Source organism: Streptomyces scopuliridis, assembly GCF_042790125.1.
Classification (GTDB): Bacteria; Actinomycetota; Actinomycetes; order Streptomycetales; family Streptomycetaceae; genus Streptomyces; species Streptomyces scopuliridis_A.
In genome coordinates, this window is record NZ_JBHTZS010000004.1 from 424,896 (window position 1) to 450,598 (window position 25,703).

The window sequence follows — 25,703 nt, forward strand, 5'->3', positions numbered from 1 at the left end:
CGGGGGCTGGGGGGCCTCCGGAACCACGGGGGAACACGGGGCAGGAAGCGGGATCGCACGGGCCTGGGGGGCTCGTGCGGTCCCGCTTCCGTATGTGGCCGCGCTGACGGATGCCGGCCAAGCCCTCGGAGTTACTCATTCAGTCCGAGGGTGCGTCAGCCCGCCCAGACCTCGGCCTCGTCGGCCGGGACGGTGGTGGCCAGGCCCAGTTCCTTACGGGCGGCGACCGACTTGTTCGGGTCGATGTCGGTGAACGCCGGGTCGTAGGCGAGGTAGAACGCGTCGGCGTCGGCGGCGTTCGCGGCCTTCTTCCAGTTCCCCGCCGCCTTCGTCAGCGTCGCGCGGAGCTTGCCGGCCTCGGTGCCCTCGATGCCGTCCAGGCCCGTGACATGTGCGTCGAGGGCGGCCGAAACAGCCTTGGCCTGCGCCTTGTAGCCGGCCAGGTCGTCCTCGACGGCGTCCTTCTCGGGCTGATTCGCCCACAGGGCGTCGTAGACCGCGTTCGAACCCTTGAGGAACGTGATCTGCTCGGGCTTGAGGGACTTCGCGGTGTTCAGCGAGCCGCTGAACGTGCCCTTCTCCGCGGTGTAGGTGCAGCTCACCGCGCGGTCACCCGTCGCCCAGCTCTCCTTGGTCGGGCTGTAGTAGAAGAGGGTGACGCCCTTGGGGAGCGCCCAGGTGTCCGGGGCGTACTTCTGCGCCTCGACCGGGCAGCGTTCGTCCGCGATCGTCGTGACCCCTTCGTCGCCGGGGTACTCCTTGCCCTCGTCGATCGCGAACTCGCCGACGACCTGGCCCTCGTGCGCCTCGGCGCAGGGCACTATCTCGACGGCGTACTCCGTCCCCTCGGCCTTGCCGGACGGGTTGTAGCAGTCGCCGATGTCCAGCGAGAACACCGAGCGCTGGCGAGCGACCTTCTTCGCGCCGTCCTTGGCGCTGTCGACGGCGTCGGAGACCTCTGAGCATCCCACCGCGCCGATCGCGAGCAGGGCGACAACGGTAGATATGCCGCGAAGTGAACGATACCGGGCACGGACTGTCATGACGTGAACATCCTCTTATGTGATCTTTATGAGGGGCGGCGTGCGCATCGTATGCCATTCCTGTGGCCTGGCTGTGCGACGGCTGTGCGAGGGCGCTCGCCACATCCGGCCTCTCTGACTCGCGACGGGCCGCGAGGGTTGTATCCCGGCTGCTCGCGGAGGGGAGCCGGGGGGCGCAGTGACACTTCTGTGGAGCCGCGCGCTGTGGAGGGACGTGTGCACGCAGGAGCGCACCGACAGCCCCGTTGTGCGCGTCGGCGTTCGAAACGGTGCGGGAACGCGGTACCCCGAACGCGGTACCTCGCACGGAAATTACTCGTCTACGTGTGGCTGGTCGCGGCCGGGGAGGATGCCGGGGACGGTGACGGTTCGGTGCGCGGGGTGTTCGCCGTCCGGGCGGTACGCGGCTTGGCGCATCGCCCGGCCGCCGCTGCCGCGATCCGGCCCAGCGCCTCCTTCTTCGCGCACGGGTACGCGCCCAGCGCCGTCTGCCGCCCCACGATCGCCCGTTCCGCCCGCATCAGCCGCCAGCCGCGCCGCAGCAGGAACGCCACCGACTTGCGCCCCTCGCGCAGATCCCGCACCAGCCGGCGCCGGAACGTCGTCGACGGACGCCCGCGCAGACAGAGCGCGTCCGCCAGCACACCCAGCTCCTGGCAGCGCGCGACGATATCGGCGGCGAAGATGCCCTCCGCGAGGAACAGCGGTGTGCGCTGGATGTCGAGGGCCTCGGTGTCCACGCGCGAGCTGGTCGCGATCGAGTAGACGGGGACGGTCGTACGTCCCGTACGGCACAGCTCCTCGACCGCCGCGACCGCGGCGTCCGCGTCCCAGGACCGCACCGAGTCCCAGTCGACGTCCGAACTGCCCGCGACCAGCGGCAGCGTGGGGTCGTCGCCCTCTTTGTAGAAGTCGTCCAGGCGCAGCACGGGCAGGCCGGTCCGGGCGGCGAGGGACGACTTGCCCGAGCCGGAGGGACCCGCGAGCAGAACGACTCGGGTCGGAACAGTTGGTGAACTCACGGGACACCAGTGTGAGGCATGTACCTGCCCAGGGAACCCCCGGGGACCGATCGGGCGGGATCGGCCGGCCGGTTCGGCCGGTTTGGCGGGTTTATTGGTATCGGTGACCCTGCCTCAACTACTCTGCGTGGCAGTCCGATTACTCATCAACCCGGCCAGGCAGGAAAATCCATGGCACGTCACGCAGCTTCCCTCTCTCCCCGGCGCACTCTGCTCCGCGCCGGTCTGACCCTCACCGCGGCGGGTGTGGCCCTCGGTCTCGGCGGTACGGCGGCCCAGGCGGCGGACCCGGCCGCCCCGACGCCCGCGACGGGCACCGGCCAGCAGCTCGCCGAGTCCTCCTCGGCGGCGGGCCAGGCCCTGACCGGCTCTGTCGGATACGTGCTGGGCCCCCTCACGGATCTGAAGCTCTACCCGCTGGCCAAGACGGGCGTCGATCCCCTGGACAACGCGGTGGGCACGCAGATCGCCGATTTCAAGCCGGTATCCACCGCCCAGCTGACGGCCCCGGTCACCCAGGGAGCGGCGCTGAAGGACGTACCGGTGCTCGGCCCGACGCTGGGCGGGGCGGTGGGCCTGCTGACGGGGTGACCGCCGCCGACACCGGACGGCGCGGGCTCGGCCGAGGTGTGTCAGGGCGTACGGCCGAGATGGGTGACGAGGATCCGGATGACGTCGTCATCGATCACGTAGAAGACGCGGTAGTCGCCGATGTGCAGGCGTCGCACACCCAGATGATCTCGTACGTCATTTACCGGAGCCCCAGCTTTCGGCCGACTTCGGCGTGCGGGATGCCCGGCTTCAGGGTTCCGCGCTCCTTCTCCAACTGGTACTCGGCCAGTGCGAGCGCGTCTTCCAGATCCGCCAGATCCTGCGGGTTGATCAGTATGGCCGCCACGTGCCCGTGGTCCGTGATGGCGATCCGTTCGCGGGAGTGGGCGGTCCGGCGGACAAGTGTGCCGAAGTTGGCTCGGGCCTCGGTCATGGCGTAGGTGTCAGTCATGTGCAGAACTGTACGGTTCTGCAAAGTGCGGTGCACTAAGTAAGCCCCGTTTCCCCTCGAACGAGGGAAAACGGGGCTTCCGTACGAGGGTTCAGTACGCCGAGCCCGACGCGCCCAGGCTGCCCGTGGGGTGCCAGACCGTCTTCGTCTCCAGGAACGCCGTCAGCCGGCGGGTGCCGGGATCCGCCGACCAGGCCGTACGCTCCGCATGCTCCGCGCGCAGCACCCGCTTCAGATTGTCCGCCGCCGCGATCTCCAGCTCCTTGGCGAGAGCCTCGTCCGCGCCCGTCAGGTCGATCCCGTTGACGTCCTGGTGCGCCGCGAGCGGGGCCGCGATCTCGGCGGTCCTGCCGGAGAGGACGTTGACCACGCCGCCCGGCAGGTCGGAGGTGGCCAGCACCTCACCGAGGGAGAGCGCCGGGAGCGGGGACTTCTCGCTCGCGACGACCACCACCGTATTGCCCGTGGCGATCACCGGCGCGATGACCGAGACCAGCCCCAGGAACGACGACTCCTGCGGCGCCAGTACGGTCACGACCCCGGTCGGCTCGGGGGTGGAGAGGTTGAAGAACGGCCCGGCGACCGGGTTCGCCCCGCCCACCACCTGGCCGATCTTGTCCGTCCAGCCCGCGTACCAGACCCACCGGTCGATCGCCGCGTCGACGGCCACGGCCGCCTTCGCCTTCGACAGGCCCTCGGCGTCCGCGACTTCCCGTACGAACTGGTCCCTGCGGCCCTCCAGCATCTCGGCGACGCGGTAGAGGACCTGGCCCCGGTTGTACGCCGTCGCGCCCGACCAGCCGCCGAACGCCTTGCGCGCCGCGACGACCGCGTCGCGGGCGTCCTTGCGGGAGGACAGCGGGGCGTTGGCCAGCCAGTTGCCCTTCGAGTCCGTCACTTCGTACACCCGGCCGCTCTCGCTGCGGGGGAACTTGCCCCCGACGTACAGCTTGTAGGTCTTGAAGACACTCAGTCGCGTCACATCAACGGTGTTCTTCATCGCTCCCCCTCCGGGCTCGACGGGGTGAGATACGCCTCCAGGCCGTGGCGACCGCCCTCGCGACCGTAGCCCGATTCCTTGTAGCCGCCGAACGGTGAGGTCGGGTCGAACTTGTTGAACGTATTGGCCCAGACGACACCCGCCCGGAGCTTGCCGGCGACCGCGAGGATACGGGAGCCCTTCTCCGTCCAGATGCCGGCCGACAGGCCGTACTGCGTGTTGTTGGCCTTGGCCACGGCTTCCTCGGGCGTACGGAACGTCAGCACCGACAGCACCGGGCCGAAGATCTCGTCGCGGGCGATGGTGTGCGCCTGCGTGACGTTCGTGAAGAGCGTCGGGGCGAACCAGTAGCCGGACGACGGCAGTTCGCACGCGGGCGACCAGCGCTCGGCGCCCTCCGCCTCGCCCGCGTCGGCCAGCGCCGTGATACGGGCCAGCTGTTCGGCGGAGTTGATCGCGCCGAGGTCGGTGTTCTTGTCCAGCGGATCGCCGACGCGCAGAGTGGACAGCCGGCGCTTGAGCGAGTCCAGCAGCTCGTCCTGGACGGACTCCTGTACGAGCAGCCGCGAGCCCGCGCAGCAGACCTGGCCCTGGTTGAAGAAGATGCCGGTGACGATGCCCTCGACCGCCTGGTCGATGGGGGCGTCGTCGAAGACGATGTTGGCGCCCTTGCCGCCCAGTTCGAGCGTGACCTTCTTGTCCGTGCCCGCCACGGAACGGGCGATGGCCTTGCCGACCGCCGTCGAGCCGGTGAAGGCGACCTTGTTGACGTCCGGGTGCTCGACGAGGGCCGCGCCCGCGTCGCCGTACCCGGGGAGGATGTTGACGACGCCCTTGGGCAGGCCCGCCTGGCGGCAGATGTCCGCGAAGAAGAGCGCGGAGAGCGGGGTCGTCTCGGCGGGCTTCAGGACGACCGTATTGCCGGTCGCGAGCGCCGGGGCGATCTTCCACGCGAGCATGAGCAGCGGGAAGTTCCAGGGGATGACCTGGCCGGCGACACCGAGCGGGCGCGGGTCCGCCCCATAGCCGGCGTGGTCCAGCTTGTCGGCCCAGCCCGCGTAGTAGAAGAAGTGCGCGGCGACCAGCGGGAGGTCCGCGTCGCGGGTCTCCCTGATCGGCTTGCCGTTGTCGAGGGTCTCCAGGACGGCCAGTTCGCGGCTGCGCTCCTGGATGATGCGGGCAATACGGAAGAGGTACTTGGCGCGCTCGGAGCCGGGCAGCGCGGACCACTTCTCGAACGCCTTGCGGGCGGCCCTGACGGCGCGGTCGACGTCGTCGGCGCCGGCCCGCGCGACCTCGGAGAGGACCTCCTCGGTGGACGGGCTGACGGTCTTGAAGACCCTGCCGTCGGACGCCTCGGTGAACTCGCCGTCGATGAACAGCCCGTAGGAGGGCGCGATGTCGACGATGGCGCGGGACTCGGGCGCCGGCGCGTACTGGAACGCGGAACCGGGTGCGGAGCCGGATGCGGGTGCGGAACCGGATACGGAACCGGATGCGGGTGCGGATGCCATGGTGATCAGTCCACCGTCACGTAGTCGGGGCCGGAGTAGCGGCCGGTGCTGAGCTTCTGACGCTGCATCAGCAGATCGTTCAGCAGGCTGGAGGCGCCGAACCGGAACCACCGGTTGTCCAGCCAGTCCTCGCCCACGGTCTCATTGACCAGCACGAGGAACTTGACCGCGTCCTTGCTGGTACGGATGCCGCCCGCCGGCTTCACGCCGATCTGCACCCCGGTCTGCGCGCGGAAGTCGCGTACGGCCTCCAGCATCAGCAGGGTGTTCGCCGGGGTGGCGTTGACCCCGACCTTGCCGGTCGACGTCTTGATGAAGTCCGCGCCCGCGATCATGCCGAGCCAGGAGGCGCGGCGGATGTTGTCGTACGTGGACAGCTCGCCGGTCTCGAAGATCACCTTGAGCCGCGCGGCTCCCGCGGCCTCCTTCACGGCGCGGATCTCCTCGTACACCTTGAGGTAGTGACCCGCGAGGAACGCGCCGCGATCGATGACCATGTCGATCTCGTCGGCGCCGGCGGCCACGGCGTCGCGGGTGTCCGCGAGCTTGACGGCCAGCGAGGCGCGGCCGGCCGGGAAGGCGGTGGCGACGGAGGCGACCTTGACGTCCGAGCCGGCCAGCGCGGCGGCCGCCGTCTCCGCCATGTCCGGATAGACGCAGACCGCGGCGGTGGCGGGCGTCGTACGGTCGGTGGGGTCGGGCCGGAGGGCCTTGGCGGCGAGCGCCCGGACCTTGCCCGGGGTGTCCGCGCCCTCAAGCGTCGTCAGGTCGATCATGGAGATGGCCAGATCGATGGCGTACGCCTTGGCCGTGGTCTTGATCGAGCGCGTACCGAGCGACGCGGCGCGGGCCTCCAGGCCGACGGCGTCGACGCCGGGGAGCCCGTGGAGGAATCGGCGCAGTGTGCTGTCGGACGCGGTCACGTCAGCGAATGCGGGGGTAATGGTGGGCATGGTCACCAGATGAGCATATCTACGCGCGTAGCAGCCTGTACAGGGGGTGTGGGGGTACGAGGGGGAGCTGTTCCCTAGATGTGACCCTGTCTGTGGCTGGGCTCGTTCCTGGTGCTGGTGCGCCTGTGTTGGTGCTTGTGTTTGTGTGCCTGCGCTTGTCCCTGCCCGGGGGCGTGGAGGTGTGTTCTGGCCATGCGGCAGAATCGGAGGTATGACGAGCCCGAGCCCCGAGCAGCCCACCGAGCCGACCCACGCCGACCGCGTCTTCCGGTCGGCCGGCGGGATTGTCGGCGGCGCCCTGGTGCTCGTGATCGTCCTCTGGATCGGCGGCGACGCGCTCTTCCGCGGGACGGGGCGCACGCCGTGGCTGGCGCTCGCCGCGTTGCTGTTCGTCGTGCCGCTCGTGGTCGCGTTCAGCCTGCGTCCGGCGGTCTACGCGAACGCCGACCGGCTGCGGATCAGGAACCCGTTCCGGACGATCACGCTGCCGTGGGCGGCGGTCTCGACCGTGCGGGCCCAGTTCTCGTGCGAGGCGCTGACGGAGGACGGCCGGAAGTTCCAGCTGTGGGCGGTCCCGGTCTCACTGCGCCAGCGCAAGCGGGCGAATCGGGTGCGGGGCGCGTCCGCGGGCGCCCGGGGCGTGGATGCGGGTGCGGGTGCCGGTGCGGCCGAGGTGCAGATGGCCCAGGCGGACCGTACGGTCGCGGAACTGCGCGAGTTGTCGGAGGGGGCGGAGTCGCGGCCGTCGGCGCAGGGGGAACCGAGGGTGCGGTGGGCGTTTGAGGTGCTGGGGCCGGCGGGGGCGGGTTTGATCGTGCTGATTGTGCTGCTGCTGGTGGGGTGACTTTCGCCTCCCGGCGGTGGGTCGTCCGGCGGGGGCGTGGGTCCGGGGTGCGGGTGCGCCTCCCGGCGGGGGGTCGTGGTGCGGGTGCGCCGTTGTGGTGCCGGGGGCCGGGGCCTCCGGAGGGGCGTGTCCGGACTGCGCTGCGATCGATATGCGACTCCGTCGCGTGGTCACCGCGCTTCGCGCGAGCTGCGACGCTTTACGTCCGGACACGCACCTCCTCCGACCCCGACCCCCTCCCCCCGGTGGACGCCGCGCGGCCCCGCTCGGTGGGCCGTCACCGCACGGAGTTGCTCGGTTCTCGCTGCTAGATTCGTCCGCGATGCGATCACGTGAGTACGACCTCGACTTCCGGGACAGAGCCGCTCGAATACGCGCGTGGGGTATCGGGTTGCTGGCTGTGGCGGCGCTCCAGTGGGCATGGTGTGCCCTGTTGCTGCTCACGCCCTACACGGTCGATGAGGAGCCCGAAGACCGTTACCCCGCGGAGTGCGAGTCGCGCTTGCTGACCGAACGTGGTACGGCCAACGACGGCCTGCAAAGGGGTGATTGGTGCCAGAACGAACGCGACTGGCCTGAAGTCGTGGCTGTGCTCGGGCTGTCCGTGCCGGTGTCGGTTGTGGGTGTGGCGCTCTTCACGAGCGGCAGTGTGAGCATCCGGATGAGCGCCCACGCCGAGGCGATGCGCGAACTCGACAAGCCCGCCGACGCGCGGAACGCGTAGCTCGCGCGCAGGCGCTACAGCTCACTCACCAGATCTTGGTGACGGGCTCGCCCCAGATCAGGTAGGCCGTGCGGCCGGTGAGCCATGCCTCGTGGGCGGAGTGGATGCGGTCGCGCTCCGGCCCGAGGCAGAGGGCGTCTGTCTCCTTGAGCGTTGCCCATCGGTACGCGGACGTCGCGGGGTGTGGGTTGTACGGGATGACGTCGGCGCCCTTGAAGACGACGTCGAGCCCTTCGGCCTCCGTCACGCCTCTGGGGACGTGGTCCACGACGAGGATTTCCTCCGGTGGGGCGGGGGAGAGGCCGGTCCTCTCTGCGATCTCGCGTACGTACGCCTCGTGCATGAACTCGTCGGACTCGGTGTCACCGCCGGGCAGTTGCCAGGAGACCCCGGTGCTGGCGGGCATGAGGAGTACGTTCAGTTCGTCGCCGATCCGCCGGGTGAAGAATCCGGCGACGCCGGTTCGGCGGCGGGGTGGTTCGGGCCGGCCGAGTTCGAAGTACATGTCCTCACCTCTCGTTGAGCGTCACGGGGTACGGGGCCGCGTTCACCGTGAAGATGAGGCCCTTCCCGGTCTCGCTGACCAGCAGCTTGACGGTGTCGCGGTCCACCCAGGGATACGGCGCGTAGGCGCGGGCGGCTATGGCGCGGGCCTCGGGCACGGCAACTGCCGTACAGGGATAGCGCTCCACTGCCAGGACGTAACCACGCTGATCCATTGCCCACACCTTTCAGGCGCGCGGAGGTAGGGATACGCGCGGCGGTTGTGAGTGCTCGCGGCGCGATCGCCTCAGTGTGAGTCACGCGACCCTGCTCTCGCAACTGAGAGTGTGGATGCCAGTCCGGAGAGTCATAGGGTGTGCAACTGACCGATACTCTGGCGGTGTCGGGGGACCATGTCGCTGGAAGCGAGGAAGGGAGAACCGTGACGGTCAGCGTCAACGCGAACGCCATCTTCGCCATGCGCCGTGTGGGCGAGGAACTTCAGCGCCTGCGCACGGAGGCGGGCCTCAAGCAGACGGCAGCCGGAGAAGTGCTCGGTGTATCGCGGTTCACCGTGAGCAAGATCGAGCGCGGCCAGGCGTTTCCCACCGAGGAGCAACTCCCCAAACTGCTCAAGCTCTACAAGGCGACGCCCGAGGAACGAGCCGGGATCGTCGCGACGATTGAGCAGGGCAGGTCGTACGGTCGCGCGTGGTACGAACGGCCAGAGGTCCAGGCTGTGTTCAGCGGCGACTCGTACCGCTACTTCTCCCTCGAAGATGCCGCGGACCGGATGTCGGTGCACTCCGGGACGTACGTACCGGGGCTGCTCCAGACCCGCGAGTACGTTGAAGCCCTCGCCGCGTTCGGCCAGAAGCAGGAGAGCGCGGAGCGCCGTGAAGCCTTCGTCGAGGCCCGGTTGAAGCGGCAGGATGTCCTCGCGCGCCGTAACCCGCTCACCATTGAAGCTCTCTGCCTGGAGTCGGCTCTTCGCTCAACTGTGGGAGGGCCAGACGTCATGGGCGCGCAACTCCGGCACTTGAAGTCGTGGGCCGGCCGCCCGAACGTCACGTTGAGAGTCATTCCGTTCGCTGCGGGAGCGGCAAGCACTACGGGTGCGCCGTTTACCATCCTTGACTTCCCCGGCTCCGGCAACCGTAGCGTCGTATCTCTGGAACGGGTACGAGGCGACACCCTTCAGGACGATCCCGTGGAAGTGCGGATTGCTCGCCGGAAGTTCACTGACCTGGCCAGCTACGCGCTGGACGAGGAAGCGACCGTCCAGTGCATCGAGGCAATCGAAAAGGAACTCACATGAGCGACCAGAAGGACGCCCTCTACGCGGCCTCACTCGACGGTGAGTGGGAGAAGTCCTCCTTCAGTAACGGCTCGGGCAGTGACTGCGTACAGATCATGCCCATCGACGGCGGCGTTGCCTTCGGTGACTCCAAGCGCCGTGACCTGGATGGTGCGTTGCGGTTCACCGACAAGGAGATGCTGGCTCACATCCTGGCCGTCAAGGCGGGGCAGTACGACCACCTCATCCCCGACGGCACCGAGCTCTGAGAAGGCGATCCCGGGGCCTTGCGCTCCCAGGCATCGCTGGGAGCGCAACGCCTTATCGCAGGGTGAGCGGGGTCTCGGAGTCGACGCGGGACAGTTTCTCGGGGTTGCGGACGTAGTAGAGGCCCGTGATGCGGGCGTCCTCGACGCGGATGGCCATGACGCCGTCGAGTTCGTCGTCCAGGTGTACGACGAGTGCCGGGGCGCCGTTGACCACGGTGATGCCTACGGTGATCGGGAGTTCGTACTTGCCGAGGCCGCCGAGCATGAAGCGGGCCACCTTGTCGGCGCCGGTGATCGGCCGGACCGCGGCCTGTTTGATGCCGCCGCCGTCGCTCACCAGGACGACCTCGGGCGCGAGCACATCGAGGAGGCCCTGTAGGTCCCCGCCGTCGAGCGCGCGCCGGAACGACTCCAGGACTGCCCGCGTCTCGCTCGGGGAGACCGCCTCGCGGGGGCGGCGGGCGTCGACGTGGCGGCGGGCGCGGTGTGCGATCTGGCGGACGGCCGCGGGGGTCTTGTCGACGGCGCTCGCGATCTCGTCGTAGCCGAAGTCGAAGACCTCGCGCAGCACGAAGACGGCGCGCTCGGTCGGTGACAGCGTTTCGAGGACGAGCATGACCGCCATCGACACGCTCTCGGCGAGCTCGACGTCCTGGGCCACGTCCGGCGTGGTGAGCAGCGGCTCGGGCAGCCACTGTCCGACGTACGCCTCCTTGCGGCGCGACAGGGCGCGCAGCCGGTTGAGCGCCTGGCGGGTCGTGATCCGGACCAGGTAGGCGCGCTGGTCACGCACCTGCTCCAGGTCGACGTCGACCCACCGCAGCCAGGTCTCCTGGAGGACGTCCTCGGCGTCGGCCGCCGAGCCGAGCATCTCGTAGGCGACGGTGAAGAGCAGGTTGCGGTGGGCGACGAAGGTCTCGGTCGCCGGGTCGGTGGCGTGGTCGCTCATCTCTCGGTCCCTTTCGTACTCGTCTAGGCCGCTGCTCGTTCCGCCGTGGCCGGGGCCTCGTCGCGCTTGGCGCGCAGCCGCTGTTGGCGCTTGGCGCCTCCTGAGACGCGGTGCAGGCCGTACGAGCCGGGCTTGCGTGCCTCGCCGGCCAGATGCTTGACGATGTTCTGGCAGATGAACTCCTTGAGCCTCGCGCCAGGACCACCGTCGATGTGGAACCACAGCGCGACGTCGTACCTGTGGGCGAACTGGAAGATGCCGGCGCGTCGGCCCAGGCTGATGCACTGGCCGGCGAACGCCTGGTTGAGGGGCGAGGGCCGCTCACCCGCGAGCCGGCTGAGCACCGTGTCGGCGGCCCGCGCGCCCAGGGGGATCGCGGCCTGGCAGCTCATCCGCAGCGGCAGGTCCGACGGTGCCGCCGAGTCGCCGGCCGCGAGGACGCGCACGTCGTCCACGCTGGTCAACGTCTCGTCCGTGAGCAGGCGGCCCAGGGCGTCGGTGCTCAGCCCGCTGCGCGCGGCCAGGTCCGGGACGCCGAATCCGGCGGTCCAGATGGTCACCGCGCTCGGCAGTTCGCGGCCGCCGCTGAGGCGCACGGCATCGCGTGTCACGGCCGTCACCGTCGTGCCGGGGCCTTCGAGTACGGTCACCCCGAGCGCGGCCAGCCGTTTGGCGACCGAGCGCCGGCCCCGGGGATGCAGGTACGGGCCGAGCACCCCGCCGCAGACCAGGGTCACGGCGCGGCCCTCCTCCGCCAGTTCGGCGGCGGTCTCGATGCCGGTCGGACCGGCTCCGACCACCGTCACCGCGGCCGTCGCGGGCGCGGCGTCGAGGGCCGGACGCAGCCGCTCCGCCTCCTCGAAGGTGGCGATCGGGTAGGCGAACTCCGCGGCTCCGGGCACGGCCGGGTCGGCGCTGCCGCTGCCCACCGCGTAGATCAGGTAGCCGTAGCCGACCGTGCCGCCCGACGCCAGCGTCACGTGGCGCCCGGCCATGTCGATCCGGGTCACGGTGTCGGTCACGAGCCGGACGCGCTCGCCCAGCACCTCTCGGTAGTCGACGACCGCGTCGTCGGACCCGCCCACCAGTTGGTGCAGACGGATCCGCTCGACGAAGGTCCGGCGCGGGTTGATCAGCGTCACGGTCACATCGTCGCGCCGCGTCAGGCGATTGGCCGCCATGACGCCGGCGTATCCGCCGCCGATCACGACCACATCGGTGTTCTCAGCCATGGTGTCTCCTCCGCTTCAAGGGCTTCGGCATCAAGACACCGGGTGATGTGTCGCTGTGACAGCATGTGACGCACGTCACTCCATGGCTGGGGTCTATACCGCTATCGCGTAGAGGGTCCCGGCGGCGTCGCTCACGTAGGCCGTGGCGCCCGACAGCACGGGGCCCGTGCGGAGTTCTCCGGCGGCCGGGAAGTCCCATTTCTTCTCGCCGGTGGCCGCGTGGAGCGCGTGCAGGGTGGTGCCGGAGGCCACGCAGACCGTGCCGTCGCCGGCGCTCGCGGTGGTGTGGATCGGGGCGGTGAAGGGGGTGCTCCACTTCGGGGCGCCGGTCTTCGCATGGAAGGCGTACAGGGTGGTCCGGCCGCAGACGTAGACCGTGTCGTCGTCCACGGCCGGAGGGCCCTGGAACGAGCCCCCGTCCTCGGCGGCGGCGAACCACTTCTCCGTGCCGCTCGTGGACACCGCCGACACGGAGGTGCCGTTCTCGCCGAATACGGTGAAGAAGACGGTGTCACCGGCCACGGCCACGTCCGAGATCCGGACGGCCGGGATCAGATGCTTCCATTTCCGCTTCCCGGTGGCCGGGTCGTACGCGTAGAGGGCGCCCCCGCTGCTGGTGTAGACGGTGCCGTCGGCTATACGGGCGGATTCGGCGTATTCGAGGCCGTCGGACGTCTCCAGCTGGATCTTCTCGGTCGCCGTGGACACCGCGTACAACACGGTGGAAGTGCCGCTGCCACCGAGGAAACAGACGGTGTCGCCGGCCGCCGACGGGGCCGCGTCGGCGACGTCCAGTTCGGAGGACGCCCACTTCCGCTCGCCGTTGTCCGCGCGCAGCGCGCGCAGGATGTCGCCGACGATGACGCAGACGGTGTCGTCGGTCACGGCCGGGGCGGGCACCAGCGGGCCGTCCGTGGCGGTGGTGGTGTGGGTCCATCGTTCCGTGCCCTTGTCCGCCGAGACCGCGTACAGGCTCTTGCGGCCGGGGAAGTAGACCGTGCCATGGGCCACGGCCAGCGCCCCGCCGGCGTCGTCGCGGCCGTCGCCGGCGGCGATCGCGGACTTCCAGCGCGGGGTGCCGGGCCGCTGGGGGACCGTCGGGCTCTGCCGCGGGGCGGGGGCGGCGTCCTTCGAGCCGTCGTTGTCGGTGGCGAGCCGCCAGGCGCCGTAACCGGTCCCCGCCGCGGCGGAGAGCCCCGCGAGGCCGAACAGCGCCCGGCGGCGGGTGATGCCGGACGGCGGAAGTGCCGTGGACAGGGGCGCGTTGGTGGACTGGGCCGTGGGGGCGTGGAGTTGTACGGTCCTGGCGACCGGTTCGGGCAGCCAGCCGTCGGCCGGAGGAGGCGCGGCGTAGTCGCCGGGGCCGGACAGCTGGTGCATCAGGGCGGCCACGGTGGGGCGTTGGCCGGGTTCCTTGGCCAGGCACTGGTTCACCAGGGCCCGCAGGCCGTCGGGAAGGCGGTCGAGGCGGGGCGGCTCGTGCACCGTCCGGTAGTGGAGCACGTGCGCCGAGCCCGTGCCGAACGGCCCCGCTCCCGTGGCGGCGTACGCGAGGACCGCTCCCAGGGAGAACACATCGCCCGCCGGGCTGATCCGATCACCCGTCAGCTGCTCGGGGGACATGAAGCCCGGGGTCCCCACCATCATCCCGGTCTGGGTCAGCGCGCTGGCGCCGCTGACGACCGAGATCCCGAAGTCGATCACGCGCGGGCCGTCGTGGGCCAGCAGGATGTTCGAGGGCTTCAGGTCACGGTGGACCACCCCCGCCGCGTGAATCGCGCCCAGCGCCTCGGCCAGCCCCGAGCCGAGCGTCAGGACCGGCCCCGGCGGCCACGGGCCGTGCGCGGCGACGGCCTCGCCCAGCGCCATTCCCGGTACGTAGACCGTCGCCAGCCACGGGGCCGCGGCCTCCGGGTCGGCGTCGACCACACCCGCGGTGAAGGCGCTGTTCACCCGCCGGATCGCGGTGACCTCCCGGACGAACCGGCGGCGGAACTGCGGATCCTCGGCCAGATCCGGGCGTACCACCTTGACGGCCACCGTGCGCCCGCCCCGTGAGCGCCCCAGGAATACGCTGCCCATGCCGCCGGAGCCGAGCCTGCCCACGAGCCGGTAGGGCCCCACCTGCCTGGGGTCCCCGGCGCGTAACGCCTTCAACGCCTCCATCACGTACCCCCGCCGGACCTACGGACCGTCTGTCGGATTCCTGCGAAGTCCGTCACCTTACTGGTGGTACGCCCGCACACGTGGCGGTGGGTCAGATGCCGGCCGCCGCCGCCAGGTCCCGCTTCATCGCGGCCAGCGTCGCCGTCGCCGTGGTCCGTGCCGTCGCCAGGGCCGTCGCGTCCTCGACCGGGATCACGACCTCCAGGTAGCACTTGAGCTTGGGCTCGGTGCCGCTCGGCCGGACGATGACACGGGCACGGTACGCGCCTTCCAGGTGGTAGCGGAGGCCGTCCGTCGGGGGGAGCGTGTCCGTACCGCGCGTCAGGTCCTCGGTGGAGACGACGGTCAGACCGGCCAGTTCCTTCGGCGGATTCTCGCGCAGGCGGCGCATCGCGTCGGTGATCAGGGACAGGACCTGGACGCGGACCGAGAGCTGGTCCGTGGCGTGCAGGCCGTGGGTGACGGCCAGATCGTCCAGGAGGTCGGCGAGCGTGCGGTCCTTGGCCTTGAGCTCGGAGGCCAGTTCCGCCACCAGCAGCGCGGCCGTGATGCCGTCCTTGTCGCGGACGCCGTCGGGGTCGACGCAGTAGCCGAGCGCCTCCTCGTAGCCGTACCGCAGGCCCTCGACGCGGGCGATCCACTTGAAGCCGGTCAGCGTCTCCTCGTACCCGAGCTCCGCCGCCCCGGCGATCCGGCCGAGCAGCGAGGACGAGACGATCGACTCGGCGAAGGTGCCGGTCGCGCCCTTGTGGACGAGATGGGCCGCGAGCAGCGCGCCGACCTCGTCGCCGGTCAGCATCCGCCAGCCGCTGACGGCCGTGTCGTCGGGGACGGCGACGGCGCAGCGGTCCGCGTCCGGGTCGTTCGCGATGATCAGGTCGGGCCGTACGCGCCGGGCGGTGGCGAAGGCCAGATCCATCGCGCCCGGCTCCTCCGGATTCGGGAACGCGACGGTCGGGAAGGCCGGATCGGGCTCGGCCTGCTCCGCCACGAGCGCGGGCTCGGGGAAACCGGCCCGCGCGAAGGCCGCCAGGAGGGTTTCCGTACCGACGCCGTGCAGCGCCGTGTGGACGACGCGCGCGGTGCGGGGGGTGCCGGGGGTCAGGACCGCGTCCGTACGTGCCAGATACGCCGTCAGGACCTCGTCGCCGAGGATCTCCCAGCCGTCGTCGGGCCGGGCCACCCCGGCCAGCGGGCCGACGGCGGCGATCCGGGCCGCGATCTCGCCGTCGGCGGGCGGCACGATCTGGGAGCCGCCGCTGAGATAGACCTTGTAGCCGTTGTCCTGGGGCGGGTTGTGGCTGGCGGTGACCTCCACGCCCGCGACGGCGCCGAGATGCCGTACGGCGAAGGCCAGTACGGGCGTCGGCAGCGGCCGGGGCAGTACGGCGGCGCGCAGCCCGGCGCCGGTCATCACGGCCGCGGTGTCCCGGGCGAAGTCGGCGGACTTGTAGCGGGCGTCGTATCCGATGACGACCAGGCCGTCACCGTGGCCCTGGGCGATGAGGTACGCGGCGAGACCGGCCGCGGCGCGGATGACCACCGCGCGGTTCATCCGCATGGGCCCGGCGCCCAGCTCGCCGCGCAGCCCGGCGGTGCCGAACTGGAGCGTGCCGGCGAACCGCTCCGCCAGTGTGCCGGTGTCCCCGGCCTCGATGATCTTGCCGAGCTCTTCACGGGTGTCGCTGTCGGGGTCCTCGGCCTGCCAGGCCTTGGCCCGCGCGATGAGGTCCTGAGACGTGGAGTCCTGCTGCACGGTGGGGGCACCTCCTGGTAGCTGTGACGCCGGGGCCGACCGCGTGTGGCCCCGGCGGGATGTCATTCCCGGCTCGGACGGGAGCTAGTGCCGCGACCGGCAATGTCTGCCCGGTCGGGGCGCACGCGCTGGGCGTCGCTACGGGGCGAACACTGCCGGGAGGGGCACTCTAGGGCCTGTCTTCAAAGTCCCGCCTGCCCGGCGGCGTCCGGGCGGACGGCGCTACTTTGAAGACGGGCCCTAGACGCGTTCGAGCACTTGGGCGAGCAGCGCGCCCATCTGGGTGGCCGAGTCGCGTCCCGCCTGGAGGACCTCTTCGTGGTTGAGCGGCTCGCCCGAGATGCCCGCGGCCAGGTTCGTGACCAGCGAGATGCCGAGCACCTCGGCGCCCGCCTCGCGGGCCGCGATGGCCTCCAGGACGGTGGACATGCCGACGAGGTCGCCGCCCATGGCGCGGACCATGTTGATCTCGGCCGGCGTCTCGTAGTGCGGGCCGGGGAACTGCACGTACACCCCCTCTTCGAGGGCCGGGTCGATCTCCTTGCACAGCGCGCGCAGCCGCGGCGAGTACAGGTCCGTGAGGTCCACGAAGTTGGCGCCGACGATCGGGGAGACGGCCGTCAGATTGATGTGGTCGCTGATCAGCACCGGCTGGCCGGGACGCATGCCCTCGCGCAGTCCGCCGCAGCCGTTGGTCAGGACGACGGTCTTGCAGCCCGCGGCGACCGCGGTACGTACGCCGTGTGCGACGGCGGCGACCCCGCGGCCCTCGTAGTAGTGCGTACGCCCCAGGAAGACCAGCGCGCGCTTCTCTGCGATCCGGTACGAGCGGATTCTGCCGCCGTGGCCGGCCACGACCGGCGGGGGGAAGCCGGGCAGTTCGGTTACGGGGAACTCCGCCTCGGGTGCGCCGAGCGCGTCGACGGCCGGTGCCCAGCCGGAGCCCATCACCAGGGCGACGTCATGGGTCTCGGCGCCGGTCAGCTCGCGCAGGCGGGTGGCGGCGGCGTCGGCGGCGGCCAGGGGGTCGGATCCGTCGGCGTTGGCCGGGATAACAGATGCGTTCACGCGGATGAGGGTAGCCGGTCATGCCCTACGCGCGTAGATGCAGGCGCCGCAGTCATGACATCGTTGTGTTGTCGTTTCAAACGAAAATGGCGGCGCCGCGCCGCTTCCCCGGTTCCGGACCGGTTCTTCCGGGGTTTGTCGCGCGGTTCGCCGCCGGGGTCGGTTCCTCGTCAGCAGGGGCGCTTGCGCAGCTCCATCACATAGTCGTGCGGGGCGCCCGCCGACTCCGCGGCGTCGGCCAGCTCGCCCAGATAGCGCGCCGAGGGGAGACCGCCCTCGTAGCCGTTCAGGACATACATCCAGGTCGGCTCCTCGCCGTCCAGGGTGTGCACCCGTACCCGCATACGGCGGTAGATGTCGAGCCCCACGCCTTCCCAGCGGTCCATGGAGTCCTCGTCCATCGGGGCGATGTCGTACAGCGCGACGAAGACCTGGGAACGCGGCGCCTCCACGACCGTGGCCAGCGCGCCCTCCCAGCCCATCTGCTCGCCGCCGAAGGTCAGCCGCCAGCCGTTGAGCCAGCCGGTGCCGCGCAGCGGGGAGTGCGGGGCGCGGCGGGTCATCAGCCGCGCGTCGAGGTTGCCGGCGTACGCGGCGTAGAGCGACATGGGGTCGAGGGTACGGGAGGTACGGACGTGGCCTGTTTTTTTGGGGTGCACCCCGGAGAGGCGTTACTTGAAGCGTGCGGGACAATGGAGTACGTACTGCATCCCCCGGGGCTCCCCCGGAACCCCGGCCGGGGTGGCAGACGGGCCGGGTTGACAACGCGAGGCGGACTTTTTCGTGACCCGGATCGTGATCATCGGTGGCGGCCCCGGCGGCTACGAGGCGGCTCTGGTAGGGGCCCAGCTCGGCGCGGAAGTGACCGTCGTCGACTGTGACGGACTCGGCGGCGCGTCGGTGCTGACCGACTGCGTACCGTCGAAGACCCTCATCGCGACGGCCGAGGTGATGACCACCTTCGACTCCTCGTACGAGGAACTGGGCATCATCGTCGCCGACACGACAGCCGCGGGTCCCTCCGAGCGGGCCGCCCGTGTCGTCGGGGTCGATCTCGGCAAGGTCAACCGACGCGTGAAGCGGCTCGCGCTCGCCCAGTCGCACGACATCACCGCCTCCGTCACCCGGGCCGGCGCGCGGGTCATGCGCGGGCGCGGGCGGCTCGACGGACGGCAGGCCGTGGACGGTTCGCGCCAGGTGATCGTGACCGCGGCCGACGGCAGCGAGGAGTCGCTCACCGCCGACGCCGTACTGATCGCCACCGGCGCGCACCCCCGCGAGATCCCGGACGCGCAGCCCGACGGCGAGCGCATCCTCAACTGGACGCAGGTGTACGACCTCGACGAGCTGCCCGAGGAACTGATCGTGGTCGGCTCCGGTGTCACCGGCGCCGAGTTCGCCGGCGCGTACCAGGCGCTCGGCTCGCGGGTGACGCTCGTCTCCTCCCGTGACCGGGTGCTGCCCGGCGAGGACCCGGACGCCGCGGGCGTGCTGGAGGACGTCTTCCGGCGCCGCGGCATGAACGTGATGTCCCGCTCCCGCGCCGAGGCCGCCAAGCGGGTCGGCGACCGGGTCGAGGTGGCCCTCTCCGACGGCCGCGTCATCTCCGGTACGCACTGTCTGATGGCCGTCGGCGCCATCCCGAACACCGCGGGGATGGGCCTGGAGGAGGCCGGCGTCCTGGTCAAGGAGTCGGGCCACATCAAGACCGACCGGGTCTCCCGTACCTCCGCGCCCGGTGTCTACGCCGCCGGTGACGTCACCGGGATCTTCGCCCTCGCCTCGGTCGCGGCCATGCAGGGCCGGATCGCGATGTACCACTTCCTGGGCGACGCGGTCGCCCCGCTCAACCTCAAGACCGTCTCGTCGAACGTCTTCACCGACCCGGAGATCGCCACCGTCGGTTACAGCCAGGCCGACGTCGACGCCGGCCGGATCGACGCGCGCGTCGTCAAGCTGCCGCTGCTGCGCAATCCGCGCGCCAAGATGCAGGGCATCAGGGACGGCTTCGTCAAGATCTTCGCCCGTCCCGGCACCGGGATCGTGGTCGGCGGGGTCGTCGTATCGCCGCGCGCCAGCGAGCTGATCCACCCCATCGCGCTCGCCGTCGACAACAACCTGACCGTGGAGCAGATCGCGAACGCCTTCACGGTCTACCCGTCCCTGTCGGGTTCGATCGCCGAGGTGGCGCGGCAGCTGCACACCGTGAAGACGGGCGAGGAGGGCTGACCGGTCCGCGGGACCGAACCAGCCGGTCGCGGCGGGGTGTTCATCGGCTCGTAGGGCTGGGTAAGCCCGTTCCACGGTGGCCTGTTCGAAGAGCGGGATCGCTTTATACCACTGTGCGCGCTCGTCTGTGTACAACTTCTGTTATTCGGCGCAAACTGCTGAAAGCAGACGGTCGTTGGGGTTACTGTCAGTTTCGTGTTCGCTGCAGAACGTCGCCAATTGATCCTCGAAATGGTGCGCGCCAACGGGGCCGTGTCGCTCCGTGAGCTCGCCCGCGTCGTCCAGACCTCCGAAGTGACCGTACGGCGGGACGTGCGGGCGCTGGAGGCCGAAGGACTCCTCGACCGCCGGCACGGCGGTGCGGTATTGCCGGGCGGATTCACGCGAGAATCCGGCTTTCCGCAAAAGTCCCATCTCGCAACGGCAGAAAAGACGGCCATCGCCGATCTCGCCGCGAGTCTCGTCGAAGAGGGCGAGGCCGTGGTCGTCGGCGCCGGTACGACCACGCAGGAGCTGGCCCGCCGGCTCGCGCGGATCCCCGGCCTGACGGTCGTCACCAACTCGCTGCTGGTCGCGCAGGCCCTCGCGCATGCCAACCGGGTCGAGGTCGTCATGACCGGCGGCACGCTGCGCGGCTCCAACTACGCGCTGGTCGGCAGCGGGGCGGAGCAGTCCCTCCAGGGCCTGCGGGTCACCCGCGCGTTCCTGTCCGGGAGCGGACTGACCGCCGAGCGCGGGCTGTCCACGTCCAACATGCTCTCGGCGAGCGTGGACCGGGCGCTGGTGCAGGCCGCGGCGGAGGTCGTGGTGCTGGCCGACCATACGAAGCTGGGTACCGACACGATGTTCCAGACGGTGCCGACGGATCTGATCAGCAGGCTGGTGACCGACGAGCCGCCGGCGCATGACGATCGCGCGGCGACGGAGCTTCAGGCGCTGGCGGATCAGGGGGTACAGATCGCGGTGGCGGGCGGGGCGGGGGCTGGCGTGGCCGGTGCTGCCGGGTCTGTCGGTGGGGCTTCGGGCGGGGCGGGTGCGGGGTCCGGTTCCGTGGGCGGGGCCGGTGGCTCGGGCGGTGAGGTGCATCAGGCGGGGCGTCAGTCGCGTCGTGACGTACCGCTGCCGGGGCAGCGCCGTACGCATGCGGCGGGGCCGGGACAGGGGCCGGGGAACGGGGGGCCGGGGTCGCAACTGCGGAGTGCGGGGGCGACGCTGGCGTCGCAGGAACCGGGGGAGAGGGCGCGGGTGGCGGACTTGCGCCGCCGGTAGCCGTGCTCGCGGTGCGCCGTCCGGCGGGGGGTCGTGGTGCGGTGCGCCTCCCGGCGGGGGGTCGTTGCGCGGGGTGCGTCGCTGGTGCCGGGTGCCGGGGGTCGTGGTGCGGTGCGCCGTTGTGGTGCCGGGGGCCGGGGCCTCCGGAGGTACGTATCCGGACTGCTTTCCTCACCGCGCTTCGCGCGAGCTGCGACGCTTTACGTCCGGACACGCACCTCCTCCGACCCCGGCCCCCTCCCCCCGGTGGGCCTCACCAGCGTGCGCCCCGGCCGGGGTTGGGGGCGAGTGCGGCCCGGTGGGCCGGGCTCGGGACGGTGCCGCCGCCTCCCCCGCCCGCCCCGCGCACGACCGGGTTGCTTGTGCGGGCGGTGAAGGGGGGCGCGCAGGGGTCGTGTCCGGGACACTAAAGCGTGATTTGTGGCGCGCGAACGCCCGTGTCCTGACTGTGGCCAGAGTCGCGCCGTAAATCATGCCGTCCCGGGCGCGAGCCCCGGAGCGCCCCCCGGCGACAACCCGCACCCCGACCACCGGCCCCGGCCAGAGACAAAAACACTCAGGGCCGCAGGCCCGTCAGCGTCAGTTTCAGGAGGCGTTCCGCCAAGGCCGGGTCCGACGGGGACTGTTCCGCCGCCAGCGCGATCGCGTTCGTGAGTTGCAGCAGGTCGTCGATCGAGACCTCCGGCCGCACATGGCCGGCCCGTTGTGCCCGTTCCAGGAGGCGTCCGCCCGCCTCGCGCATCGGCACGCTGCACTGCGACAGCGCCGAACTCTCGTCGTGGGACGCCGACATGAGCGCCTGCGCGAGCCCGCGGTACTCACCCGCGTGAGTGATGAGCGCGCCCAGCCATTCGACCAGCGCGCCGCACGGCTGCTCCGCCTCGGCGAGTTCGCGGGAGCGCTCGATCAGGGAGGTGACCGCCTCCTGGAAGACCGCGTTCATCAGCGCGTGGCGGTTCGGGAAGTGCCGGTAGAGCGTGCCGATGCCGACGCCCGCGTGGCGCGCGATGTCCTCCAGGGAGGCGTCCGTGCCGTGTTCCGCGAAGCTGCGGCGGGCCTCCGTGAGCAGGCGCTCGTAGTTGCGGCGCGCGTCCGCGCGCATGGGCCGGGGCAGCGCGTGTGCCGTACCGCTCGCCATTGGGGGTCCTCTCTGTCTCCACCCGTGGCGTCAAGGATGCCACCGCATACGCCGAGACCCCGCCCGATGTGCTCGGGCGGGGTCTCGGCGGTGGGTCAGTCCTTGATCTCGCAGATGGTGGCGCCGGAGGTGAGGGACGCGCCGACTTCGGCGGTGAGGCCCTTGATCGTGCCGGAGCGGTGCGCGTTGAGGGGCTGCTCCATCTTCATGGCTTCGAGGACGACGACGAGGTCGCCTTCCTTGACCTCCTGGCCCTCTTCGACGGCGACCTTGACGATGGTGCCCTGCATCGGGGAGGCCAGGGTGTCGCCGGAGGCCGCGGAGGCGGACTTCTTGGCGGCGCGGCGCTTGGGCTTGGCGCCGGCGGCGAGGCCGGTGCGGGCCAGGGTCATGCCCAGGCTGGAGGGCAGGGAGACTTCGAGGCGCTTGCCGCCGACCTCGACGACGACGGTCTCGCGGCCGGGCTCGTCGTCGGTCTCGGCGTCGGAGGGGGCCGCGAAGGGCGGGATGTCGTTGGTGAACTCCGTTTCCATCCAGCGGGTGTGGACGGTGAACGGGTCGGAGGTGAAGGCGGGGTCGGTGACGACCTTGCGGTGGAAGGGGATGGCGGTGGCCATGCCCTCGACGGTGAACTCGTTGAGGGCGCGGGAGGCGCGCTGGAGGGCCTGTTCGCGGGTGGCGCCGGTGATGATCAGCTTGGCGAGCAGGGAGTCCCAGGCCGGGCCGATGACGGAGCCGGACTCGACGCCCGCGTCCAGGCGGACGCCGGGGCCGGTGGGCGGGGCGAAGGTGGTGACGGTGCCGGGGGCGGGCAGGAAGCCGCGCCCCGGGTCCTCGCCGTTGATACGGAACTCGAAGGAGTGCCCGCGCACGGCCGGGTCGTCGTAGCCGAGGGCCTCGCCGTCGGCGATGCGGAACATCTCGCGGACCAGGTCGATGCCGGTGACCTCTTCGGTGACCGGGTGTTCCACCTGGAGGCGGGTGTTGACCTCCAGGAAGGAGATCGTGCCGTCGGTGCCGACGAGGAACTCGACGGTGCCCGCGCCGACGTAGCCGGCCTCCTTGAGGATCGCCTTGGACGCGGCGTACAGCTCGGCGTTCTGGGCGTCGGAGAGGAAGGGGGCGGGGGCTTCCTCGACGAGCTTCTGGTGGCGGCGCTGGAGGGAGCAGTCGCGGGTGGAGACGACGACGACGTTGCCGTGGGTGTCGGCCAGGCACTGGGTCTCGACGTGGCGCGGCTTGTCGAGGTAGCGCTCGACGAAGCACTCGCCGCGGCCGAAGGCGGCGACGGCCTCGCGGACGGCCGAGTCGTACAGCTCCGGGACCTCTTCGAGCGTACGGGCGACCTTGAGGCCGCGTCCGCCGCCGCCGAAGGCCGCCTTGATGGCGATCGGCAGGCCGTGCTCCTGGGCGAACGCGACGACCTCGTCCGCGCCGGAGACCGGGTCGGGGGTGCCGGCGACCAGGGGGGCGCCGGCGCGCTGGGCGATATGGCGGGCGGCGACCTTGTCGCCGAGGTCGCGGATGGCCTGCGGCGGCGGGCCGATCCAGGTGAGCCCGGCGTCCAGTACGGCCTGGGCGAATTCGGCGTTCTCGGACAGGAATCCGTAGCCGGGGTGGATCGCGTCCGCGCCGGAGTCCTTGGCCGCCTGGAGCACCTTGGCCATGTCCAGATAGCTGGCTGCCGGGGTGTCACCGCCCAGGGCGAAGGCCTCGTCGGCCGCGCGGACGTGCAGGGCGTCCCGGTCCGGGTCGGCGTAGACGGCTACGCTCTGGATCCCGGCATCCCGGCAGGCACGGGCAACGCGGACAGCGATTTCGCCACGGTTGGCGATGAGCACCTTGCGCACGATGGCTCCCTCCTTGAAAACAAGCTGAGTTTAGGGACTGCCGACACGCCCCATGGATCCGTCCCCAGTGGTGACCTTGCCCACACGGAGCGTGGTCCGAGGCTCGTTCAGGAGGCGAAATCCCTTGTGGCACCACGGTACGCCGGGATCCCCCGTCGCACAGTAGCGCTCGGATGTGGTCCAGCTCTCTGTCCGAGTGCCCCTCGGCGGATCACGATTCTTTGTGGAGTCCCTACGAATGGCGGAATGAATCTTTGCCCTTGTTCGGACCCTTGTCCGGAGGTTTACCGGTTAGTAGCGTGCGCGATGTCGTACGTACTACCGGTAACAGGGGAAGAGGGTGGCGTCGTGGCGCGCAGACCGGTGGCCTGGCTGGCCGCGATCGTGCTGTTGCTCGAAGCGGTCGGCATCGTGTTCGTCAACGGGGTGCTGGCGACGGTTGTCGACAATCAGCAGATGTCCCTGGCCGGACTCGATCCGTCCGCCATGTCTCTCGGTACGTGGGTGATGGGCGGTGTCTTCGGCGCCTATCTCGTGCTCGTCGCGGCGATTCTGGTGCGTACGGCTCTCAGGAACCGCGCTCCGGGGCGTTTCGGCAGGATCGCTCTCATCATCTGCGCGGTTGTGCACGGGGTGCTCGGCGCGGTGACGGTGGGGCTGGTGGGGTGGAGCGCCTTCGCGTTCATGATGGTCGTGCTGGGGCTGATCGTGCTGGTGCTGGTGGCGTACGAGCCCGAGCGGGCGGGCGCGGCCGAGGCGCCCGCCGAGGGGCCGGCCGCCGCCTGAGCGCAAGTGCCGTGGTTGCGGGGCCGGTTCAGGCCCACAGGTCGGTGATCGTGACGCCGTGCTCGGCGAGCAGCCGGCGCAGCAGGGGCAGCGACAGGCCGATGACATTGCCGTGGTTGCCGTCGATCGAGTCGACGAAGGGCGCGGAGCGGCCGTCCAGGGTGAAGGCGCCCGCGACCTGGAGGGGTTCGCCGGAGGCGACGTACGCGGCGATCTCGGCGTCCGTCGGGTTCCCGAAGCGCACGGTGGTCGAGGCGGTCTCGGCGGCGTGGCGGCCGGTCGTCGTGTCGATCACACAGTGCCCGGTCCGCAGGATTCCGGCGCGTCCGCGCATCGACTTCCAGCGGGCGGTGGCCTCCTCGGCGTCGGCGGGCTTGCCGTACGCCTCGCCGTCCAGTTCGAGGACGGAGTCGCAGCCGATGACCAGAGCGCCGGCCGTCTCGGGCAGCGCGGCCACGACGGTGGCCTTGGCCTCGGCGAGAACGAGCGCGAGTTCGGCGGGGGTCGGGGCGGAGAGGGCGTCCTCGTCGACGCCGCTGACGATCACCTCGGGGGCGAGCCCGGCCTGCCGGAGCAGTCCGAGACGGGCGGGGGAGGCGGAGGCGAGAACGAGCCGGCGGCGCTGATCGGTCATGCGGGCTATCGTAGGTCGCGGCGTCCGGCCGGTACGGGGGAGGTCCACGGGAGGTGATCAGTGGAGCCCGAGCACGGTCATCGCCAGCACCACCGCCAGCGCCAGCAGCACACCGGCGCGGCGCAGCATGAGCTGCGCGTCGCGCATCTCCCTGGGCGGCTCGTTCTCCGGGTCGGACCACAGCATGAGACCGATACTCCGGCCGCCCGGACCGGAGCGCCTGAGTACACATACTCAGGCGCTCCGCACCCGGCGGACTATCCGGGCCAGTACGTACGCGCCCACGCCCGCGGACCCGGCTGGGGGAGGCGGCGTCGGGCGATCCGCGTGGGGGCGGACCACTCGGCCGCGGGCTCGGGCGAGCCCGGCGGGGCGTCCGCCACCGCCGCGGCGCGGGCCTGTACCACCGCGAGTGCGGCGGCCAGCTCCTCCCGGGTGGGATTTCCTCGTACAACCTTGATCACTGTCGGCGGC

Annotated in this window: 27 protein-coding genes and 1 pseudogene; 8 read left to right on the forward strand and 20 right to left on the reverse strand. The window is 70.8% G+C overall.

Features of this window, described 5'->3' with window-relative positions:
- Window positions 1-155 precede the first annotated feature (155 nt).
- A complete protein-coding gene (locus tag ACFRKB_RS08745) occupies window positions 156-1,043 on the reverse strand; it encodes a septum formation family protein (protein ID WP_383104402.1) in 888 nt (295 codons plus the stop codon).
- A 320-nt stretch (window positions 1,044-1,363) separates the two neighbouring features.
- A complete protein-coding gene (locus ACFRKB_RS08750) occupies window positions 1,364-2,065 on the reverse strand; it encodes a hypothetical protein (RefSeq protein WP_383104403.1) in 702 nt (233 codons plus the stop codon).
- Between the two features lie 171 nt (window positions 2,066-2,236).
- On the opposite strand from ACFRKB_RS08750, the gene ACFRKB_RS08755 reads away from it, so the two are divergent.
- Window positions 2,237-2,656 carry a hypothetical protein gene (locus tag ACFRKB_RS08755; RefSeq protein WP_383104405.1) on the forward strand — a complete coding sequence of 140 codons (420 nt, stop codon included), beginning with the start codon at window positions 2,237-2,239 and terminating at the stop codon, window positions 2,654-2,656.
- A 41-nt stretch (window positions 2,657-2,697) separates the two neighbouring features.
- Here the strand turns inward: ACFRKB_RS08755 and ACFRKB_RS08760 are convergent.
- From ACFRKB_RS08760 to deoC, 5 genes and pseudogenes are all read right to left on the reverse strand, one after another.
- A pseudogene (locus ACFRKB_RS08760) lies at window positions 2,698-2,823 on the reverse strand (type II toxin-antitoxin system RelE family toxin); the annotation flags it as partial.
- Window positions 2,817-3,068: a type II toxin-antitoxin system Phd/YefM family antitoxin gene (locus ACFRKB_RS08765; RefSeq protein WP_383104407.1), complete on the reverse strand. Its 252-nt coding sequence runs from the start codon at window positions 3,066-3,068 to the stop codon at window positions 2,817-2,819. The pseudogene ACFRKB_RS08760 and the gene ACFRKB_RS08765, both read right to left, overlap by 7 nt.
- A 91-nt stretch (window positions 3,069-3,159) precedes the next feature.
- A complete protein-coding gene (locus ACFRKB_RS08770; protein WP_383104408.1) occupies window positions 3,160-4,068 on the reverse strand; it encodes an aldehyde dehydrogenase family protein in 909 nt (302 codons plus the stop codon).
- Window positions 4,065-5,582 carry an aldehyde dehydrogenase family protein gene (locus ACFRKB_RS08775; protein ID WP_383104409.1) on the reverse strand — a complete coding sequence of 506 codons (1,518 nt, stop codon included), beginning with the start codon at window positions 5,580-5,582 and terminating at the stop codon, window positions 4,065-4,067. Before ACFRKB_RS08775 ends, ACFRKB_RS08770 begins: the two co-directional genes overlap by 4 nt.
- A gap of 5 nt (window positions 5,583-5,587) precedes the next feature.
- Complete coding sequence (deoC, locus tag ACFRKB_RS08780) at window positions 5,588-6,535, reverse strand: deoxyribose-phosphate aldolase (RefSeq protein ID WP_383104517.1); 948 nt, start codon at window positions 6,533-6,535, stop codon at window positions 5,588-5,590.
- A gap of 211 nt (window positions 6,536-6,746) precedes the next feature.
- Here deoC and ACFRKB_RS08785 point away from each other — a divergent pair, with 211 nt between their 5' ends.
- The gene (locus ACFRKB_RS08785) at window positions 6,747-7,379 is read left to right on the forward strand and encodes a PH domain-containing protein (RefSeq protein ID WP_383104410.1); all 633 of its coding nucleotides are present in this window, start codon (window positions 6,747-6,749) and stop codon (window positions 7,377-7,379) included.
- A 322-nt stretch (window positions 7,380-7,701) separates the two neighbouring features.
- Window positions 7,702-8,103 (forward strand): hypothetical protein, encoded by a 402-nt coding sequence (locus ACFRKB_RS08790; RefSeq protein WP_383104412.1) that lies wholly within the window; start codon window positions 7,702-7,704, stop codon window positions 8,101-8,103.
- 25 nt (window positions 8,104-8,128) lie between these two features.
- On the opposite strand, the gene ACFRKB_RS08795 is transcribed toward ACFRKB_RS08790, so the two are convergent.
- A complete protein-coding gene (locus ACFRKB_RS08795) occupies window positions 8,129-8,608 on the reverse strand; it encodes an NUDIX hydrolase (RefSeq protein ID WP_383104413.1) in 480 nt (159 codons plus the stop codon).
- Between the two features lie 4 nt (window positions 8,609-8,612).
- Complete coding sequence (locus ACFRKB_RS08800; RefSeq protein WP_383104415.1) at window positions 8,613-8,822, reverse strand: hypothetical protein; 210 nt, start codon at window positions 8,820-8,822, stop codon at window positions 8,613-8,615.
- A gap of 206 nt (window positions 8,823-9,028) precedes the next feature.
- Here ACFRKB_RS08800 and ACFRKB_RS08805 point away from each other — a divergent pair, with 206 nt between their 5' ends.
- A complete protein-coding gene (locus tag ACFRKB_RS08805; RefSeq protein WP_383104416.1) occupies window positions 9,029-9,904 on the forward strand; it encodes a helix-turn-helix domain-containing protein in 876 nt (291 codons plus the stop codon).
- Window positions 9,901-10,152, forward strand: a complete 252-nt coding sequence (locus ACFRKB_RS08810) for a DUF397 domain-containing protein (protein ID WP_383104418.1) — start codon at window positions 9,901-9,903, stop codon at window positions 10,150-10,152. Before ACFRKB_RS08805 ends, ACFRKB_RS08810 begins: the two co-directional genes overlap by 4 nt.
- Before the next feature lie 52 nt (window positions 10,153-10,204).
- Here ACFRKB_RS08810 and ACFRKB_RS08815 read toward each other — a convergent pair whose 3' ends face one another.
- The 6 genes from ACFRKB_RS08815 to ACFRKB_RS08840 form a co-directional block, all read right to left on the reverse strand.
- The gene (locus ACFRKB_RS08815; RefSeq protein ID WP_383104420.1) at window positions 10,205-11,101 is read right to left on the reverse strand and encodes an RNA polymerase sigma-70 factor; all 897 of its coding nucleotides are present in this window, start codon (window positions 11,099-11,101) and stop codon (window positions 10,205-10,207) included.
- Window positions 11,102-11,124: 23 nt separating this feature from the next.
- On the reverse strand, window positions 11,125-12,333 hold the full coding sequence (locus ACFRKB_RS08820) for an NAD(P)/FAD-dependent oxidoreductase (RefSeq protein WP_383104422.1): 1,209 nt from the start codon (window positions 12,331-12,333) through the stop codon (window positions 11,125-11,127).
- Window positions 12,334-12,426: 93 nt separating this feature from the next.
- Window positions 12,427-14,499 carry a protein kinase domain-containing protein gene (locus ACFRKB_RS08825; RefSeq protein WP_383104424.1) on the reverse strand — a complete coding sequence of 691 codons (2,073 nt, stop codon included), beginning with the start codon at window positions 14,497-14,499 and terminating at the stop codon, window positions 12,427-12,429.
- 91 nt (window positions 14,500-14,590) lie between these two features.
- Window positions 14,591-16,255: a phospho-sugar mutase gene (locus tag ACFRKB_RS08830; protein ID WP_383104425.1), complete on the reverse strand. Its 1,665-nt coding sequence runs from the start codon at window positions 16,253-16,255 to the stop codon at window positions 14,591-14,593.
- 240 nt (window positions 16,256-16,495) lie between these two features.
- Window positions 16,496-17,323 carry a purine-nucleoside phosphorylase gene (locus tag ACFRKB_RS08835; protein WP_383104427.1) on the reverse strand — a complete coding sequence of 276 codons (828 nt, stop codon included), beginning with the start codon at window positions 17,321-17,323 and terminating at the stop codon, window positions 16,496-16,498.
- A gap of 170 nt (window positions 17,324-17,493) precedes the next feature.
- A complete protein-coding gene (locus ACFRKB_RS08840; protein ID WP_030355792.1) occupies window positions 17,494-17,931 on the reverse strand; it encodes a gamma-glutamylcyclotransferase in 438 nt (145 codons plus the stop codon).
- Between the two features lie 175 nt (window positions 17,932-18,106).
- On the opposite strand from ACFRKB_RS08840, the gene ACFRKB_RS08845 reads away from it, so the two are divergent.
- Together ACFRKB_RS08845 and ACFRKB_RS08850 are read left to right on the forward strand one after the other, a co-directional pair.
- The gene (locus tag ACFRKB_RS08845; RefSeq protein ID WP_383104429.1) at window positions 18,107-19,552 is read left to right on the forward strand and encodes an NAD(P)H-quinone dehydrogenase; all 1,446 of its coding nucleotides are present in this window, start codon (window positions 18,107-18,109) and stop codon (window positions 19,550-19,552) included.
- A 231-nt stretch (window positions 19,553-19,783) separates the two neighbouring features.
- A complete protein-coding gene (locus ACFRKB_RS08850; protein WP_383104519.1) occupies window positions 19,784-20,821 on the forward strand; it encodes a DeoR/GlpR family DNA-binding transcription regulator in 1,038 nt (345 codons plus the stop codon).
- A 556-nt stretch (window positions 20,822-21,377) separates the two neighbouring features.
- Here ACFRKB_RS08850 and ACFRKB_RS08855 read toward each other — a convergent pair.
- Window positions 21,378-21,923, reverse strand: a complete 546-nt coding sequence (locus tag ACFRKB_RS08855; RefSeq protein ID WP_463291727.1) for a TetR/AcrR family transcriptional regulator — start codon at window positions 21,921-21,923, stop codon at window positions 21,378-21,380.
- A 131-nt stretch (window positions 21,924-22,054) separates the two neighbouring features.
- On the reverse strand, window positions 22,055-23,809 hold the full coding sequence (locus tag ACFRKB_RS08860; protein WP_383104432.1) for an acetyl/propionyl/methylcrotonyl-CoA carboxylase subunit alpha: 1,755 nt from the start codon (window positions 23,807-23,809) through the stop codon (window positions 22,055-22,057).
- 306 nt (window positions 23,810-24,115) lie between these two features.
- Here ACFRKB_RS08860 and ACFRKB_RS08865 point away from each other — a divergent pair, with 306 nt between their 5' ends.
- Window positions 24,116-24,595: a hypothetical protein gene (locus tag ACFRKB_RS08865; RefSeq protein ID WP_383104434.1), complete on the forward strand. Its 480-nt coding sequence runs from the start codon at window positions 24,116-24,118 to the stop codon at window positions 24,593-24,595.
- Window positions 24,596-24,623: 28 nt separating this feature from the next.
- Here ACFRKB_RS08865 and ACFRKB_RS08870 read toward each other — a convergent pair whose 3' ends face one another.
- The 3 genes from ACFRKB_RS08870 to ACFRKB_RS08880 all read right to left on the reverse strand — a co-directional run bounded on the left by ACFRKB_RS08870 (window position 24,624) and on the right by ACFRKB_RS08880 (window position 25,693).
- Window positions 24,624-25,229 carry a Maf family protein gene (locus ACFRKB_RS08870; protein ID WP_383104435.1) on the reverse strand — a complete coding sequence of 202 codons (606 nt, stop codon included), beginning with the start codon at window positions 25,227-25,229 and terminating at the stop codon, window positions 24,624-24,626.
- Window positions 25,230-25,286: 57 nt separating this feature from the next.
- Complete coding sequence (gene mmpB / locus ACFRKB_RS08875; RefSeq protein WP_365977829.1) at window positions 25,287-25,415, reverse strand: morphogenic membrane protein MmpB; 129 nt, start codon at window positions 25,413-25,415, stop codon at window positions 25,287-25,289.
- 71 nt (window positions 25,416-25,486) lie between these two features.
- Window positions 25,487-25,693: an acyl-CoA carboxylase epsilon subunit gene (locus ACFRKB_RS08880; RefSeq protein ID WP_383104437.1), complete on the reverse strand. Its 207-nt coding sequence runs from the start codon at window positions 25,691-25,693 to the stop codon at window positions 25,487-25,489.
- Window positions 25,694-25,703 lie beyond the last annotated feature (10 nt).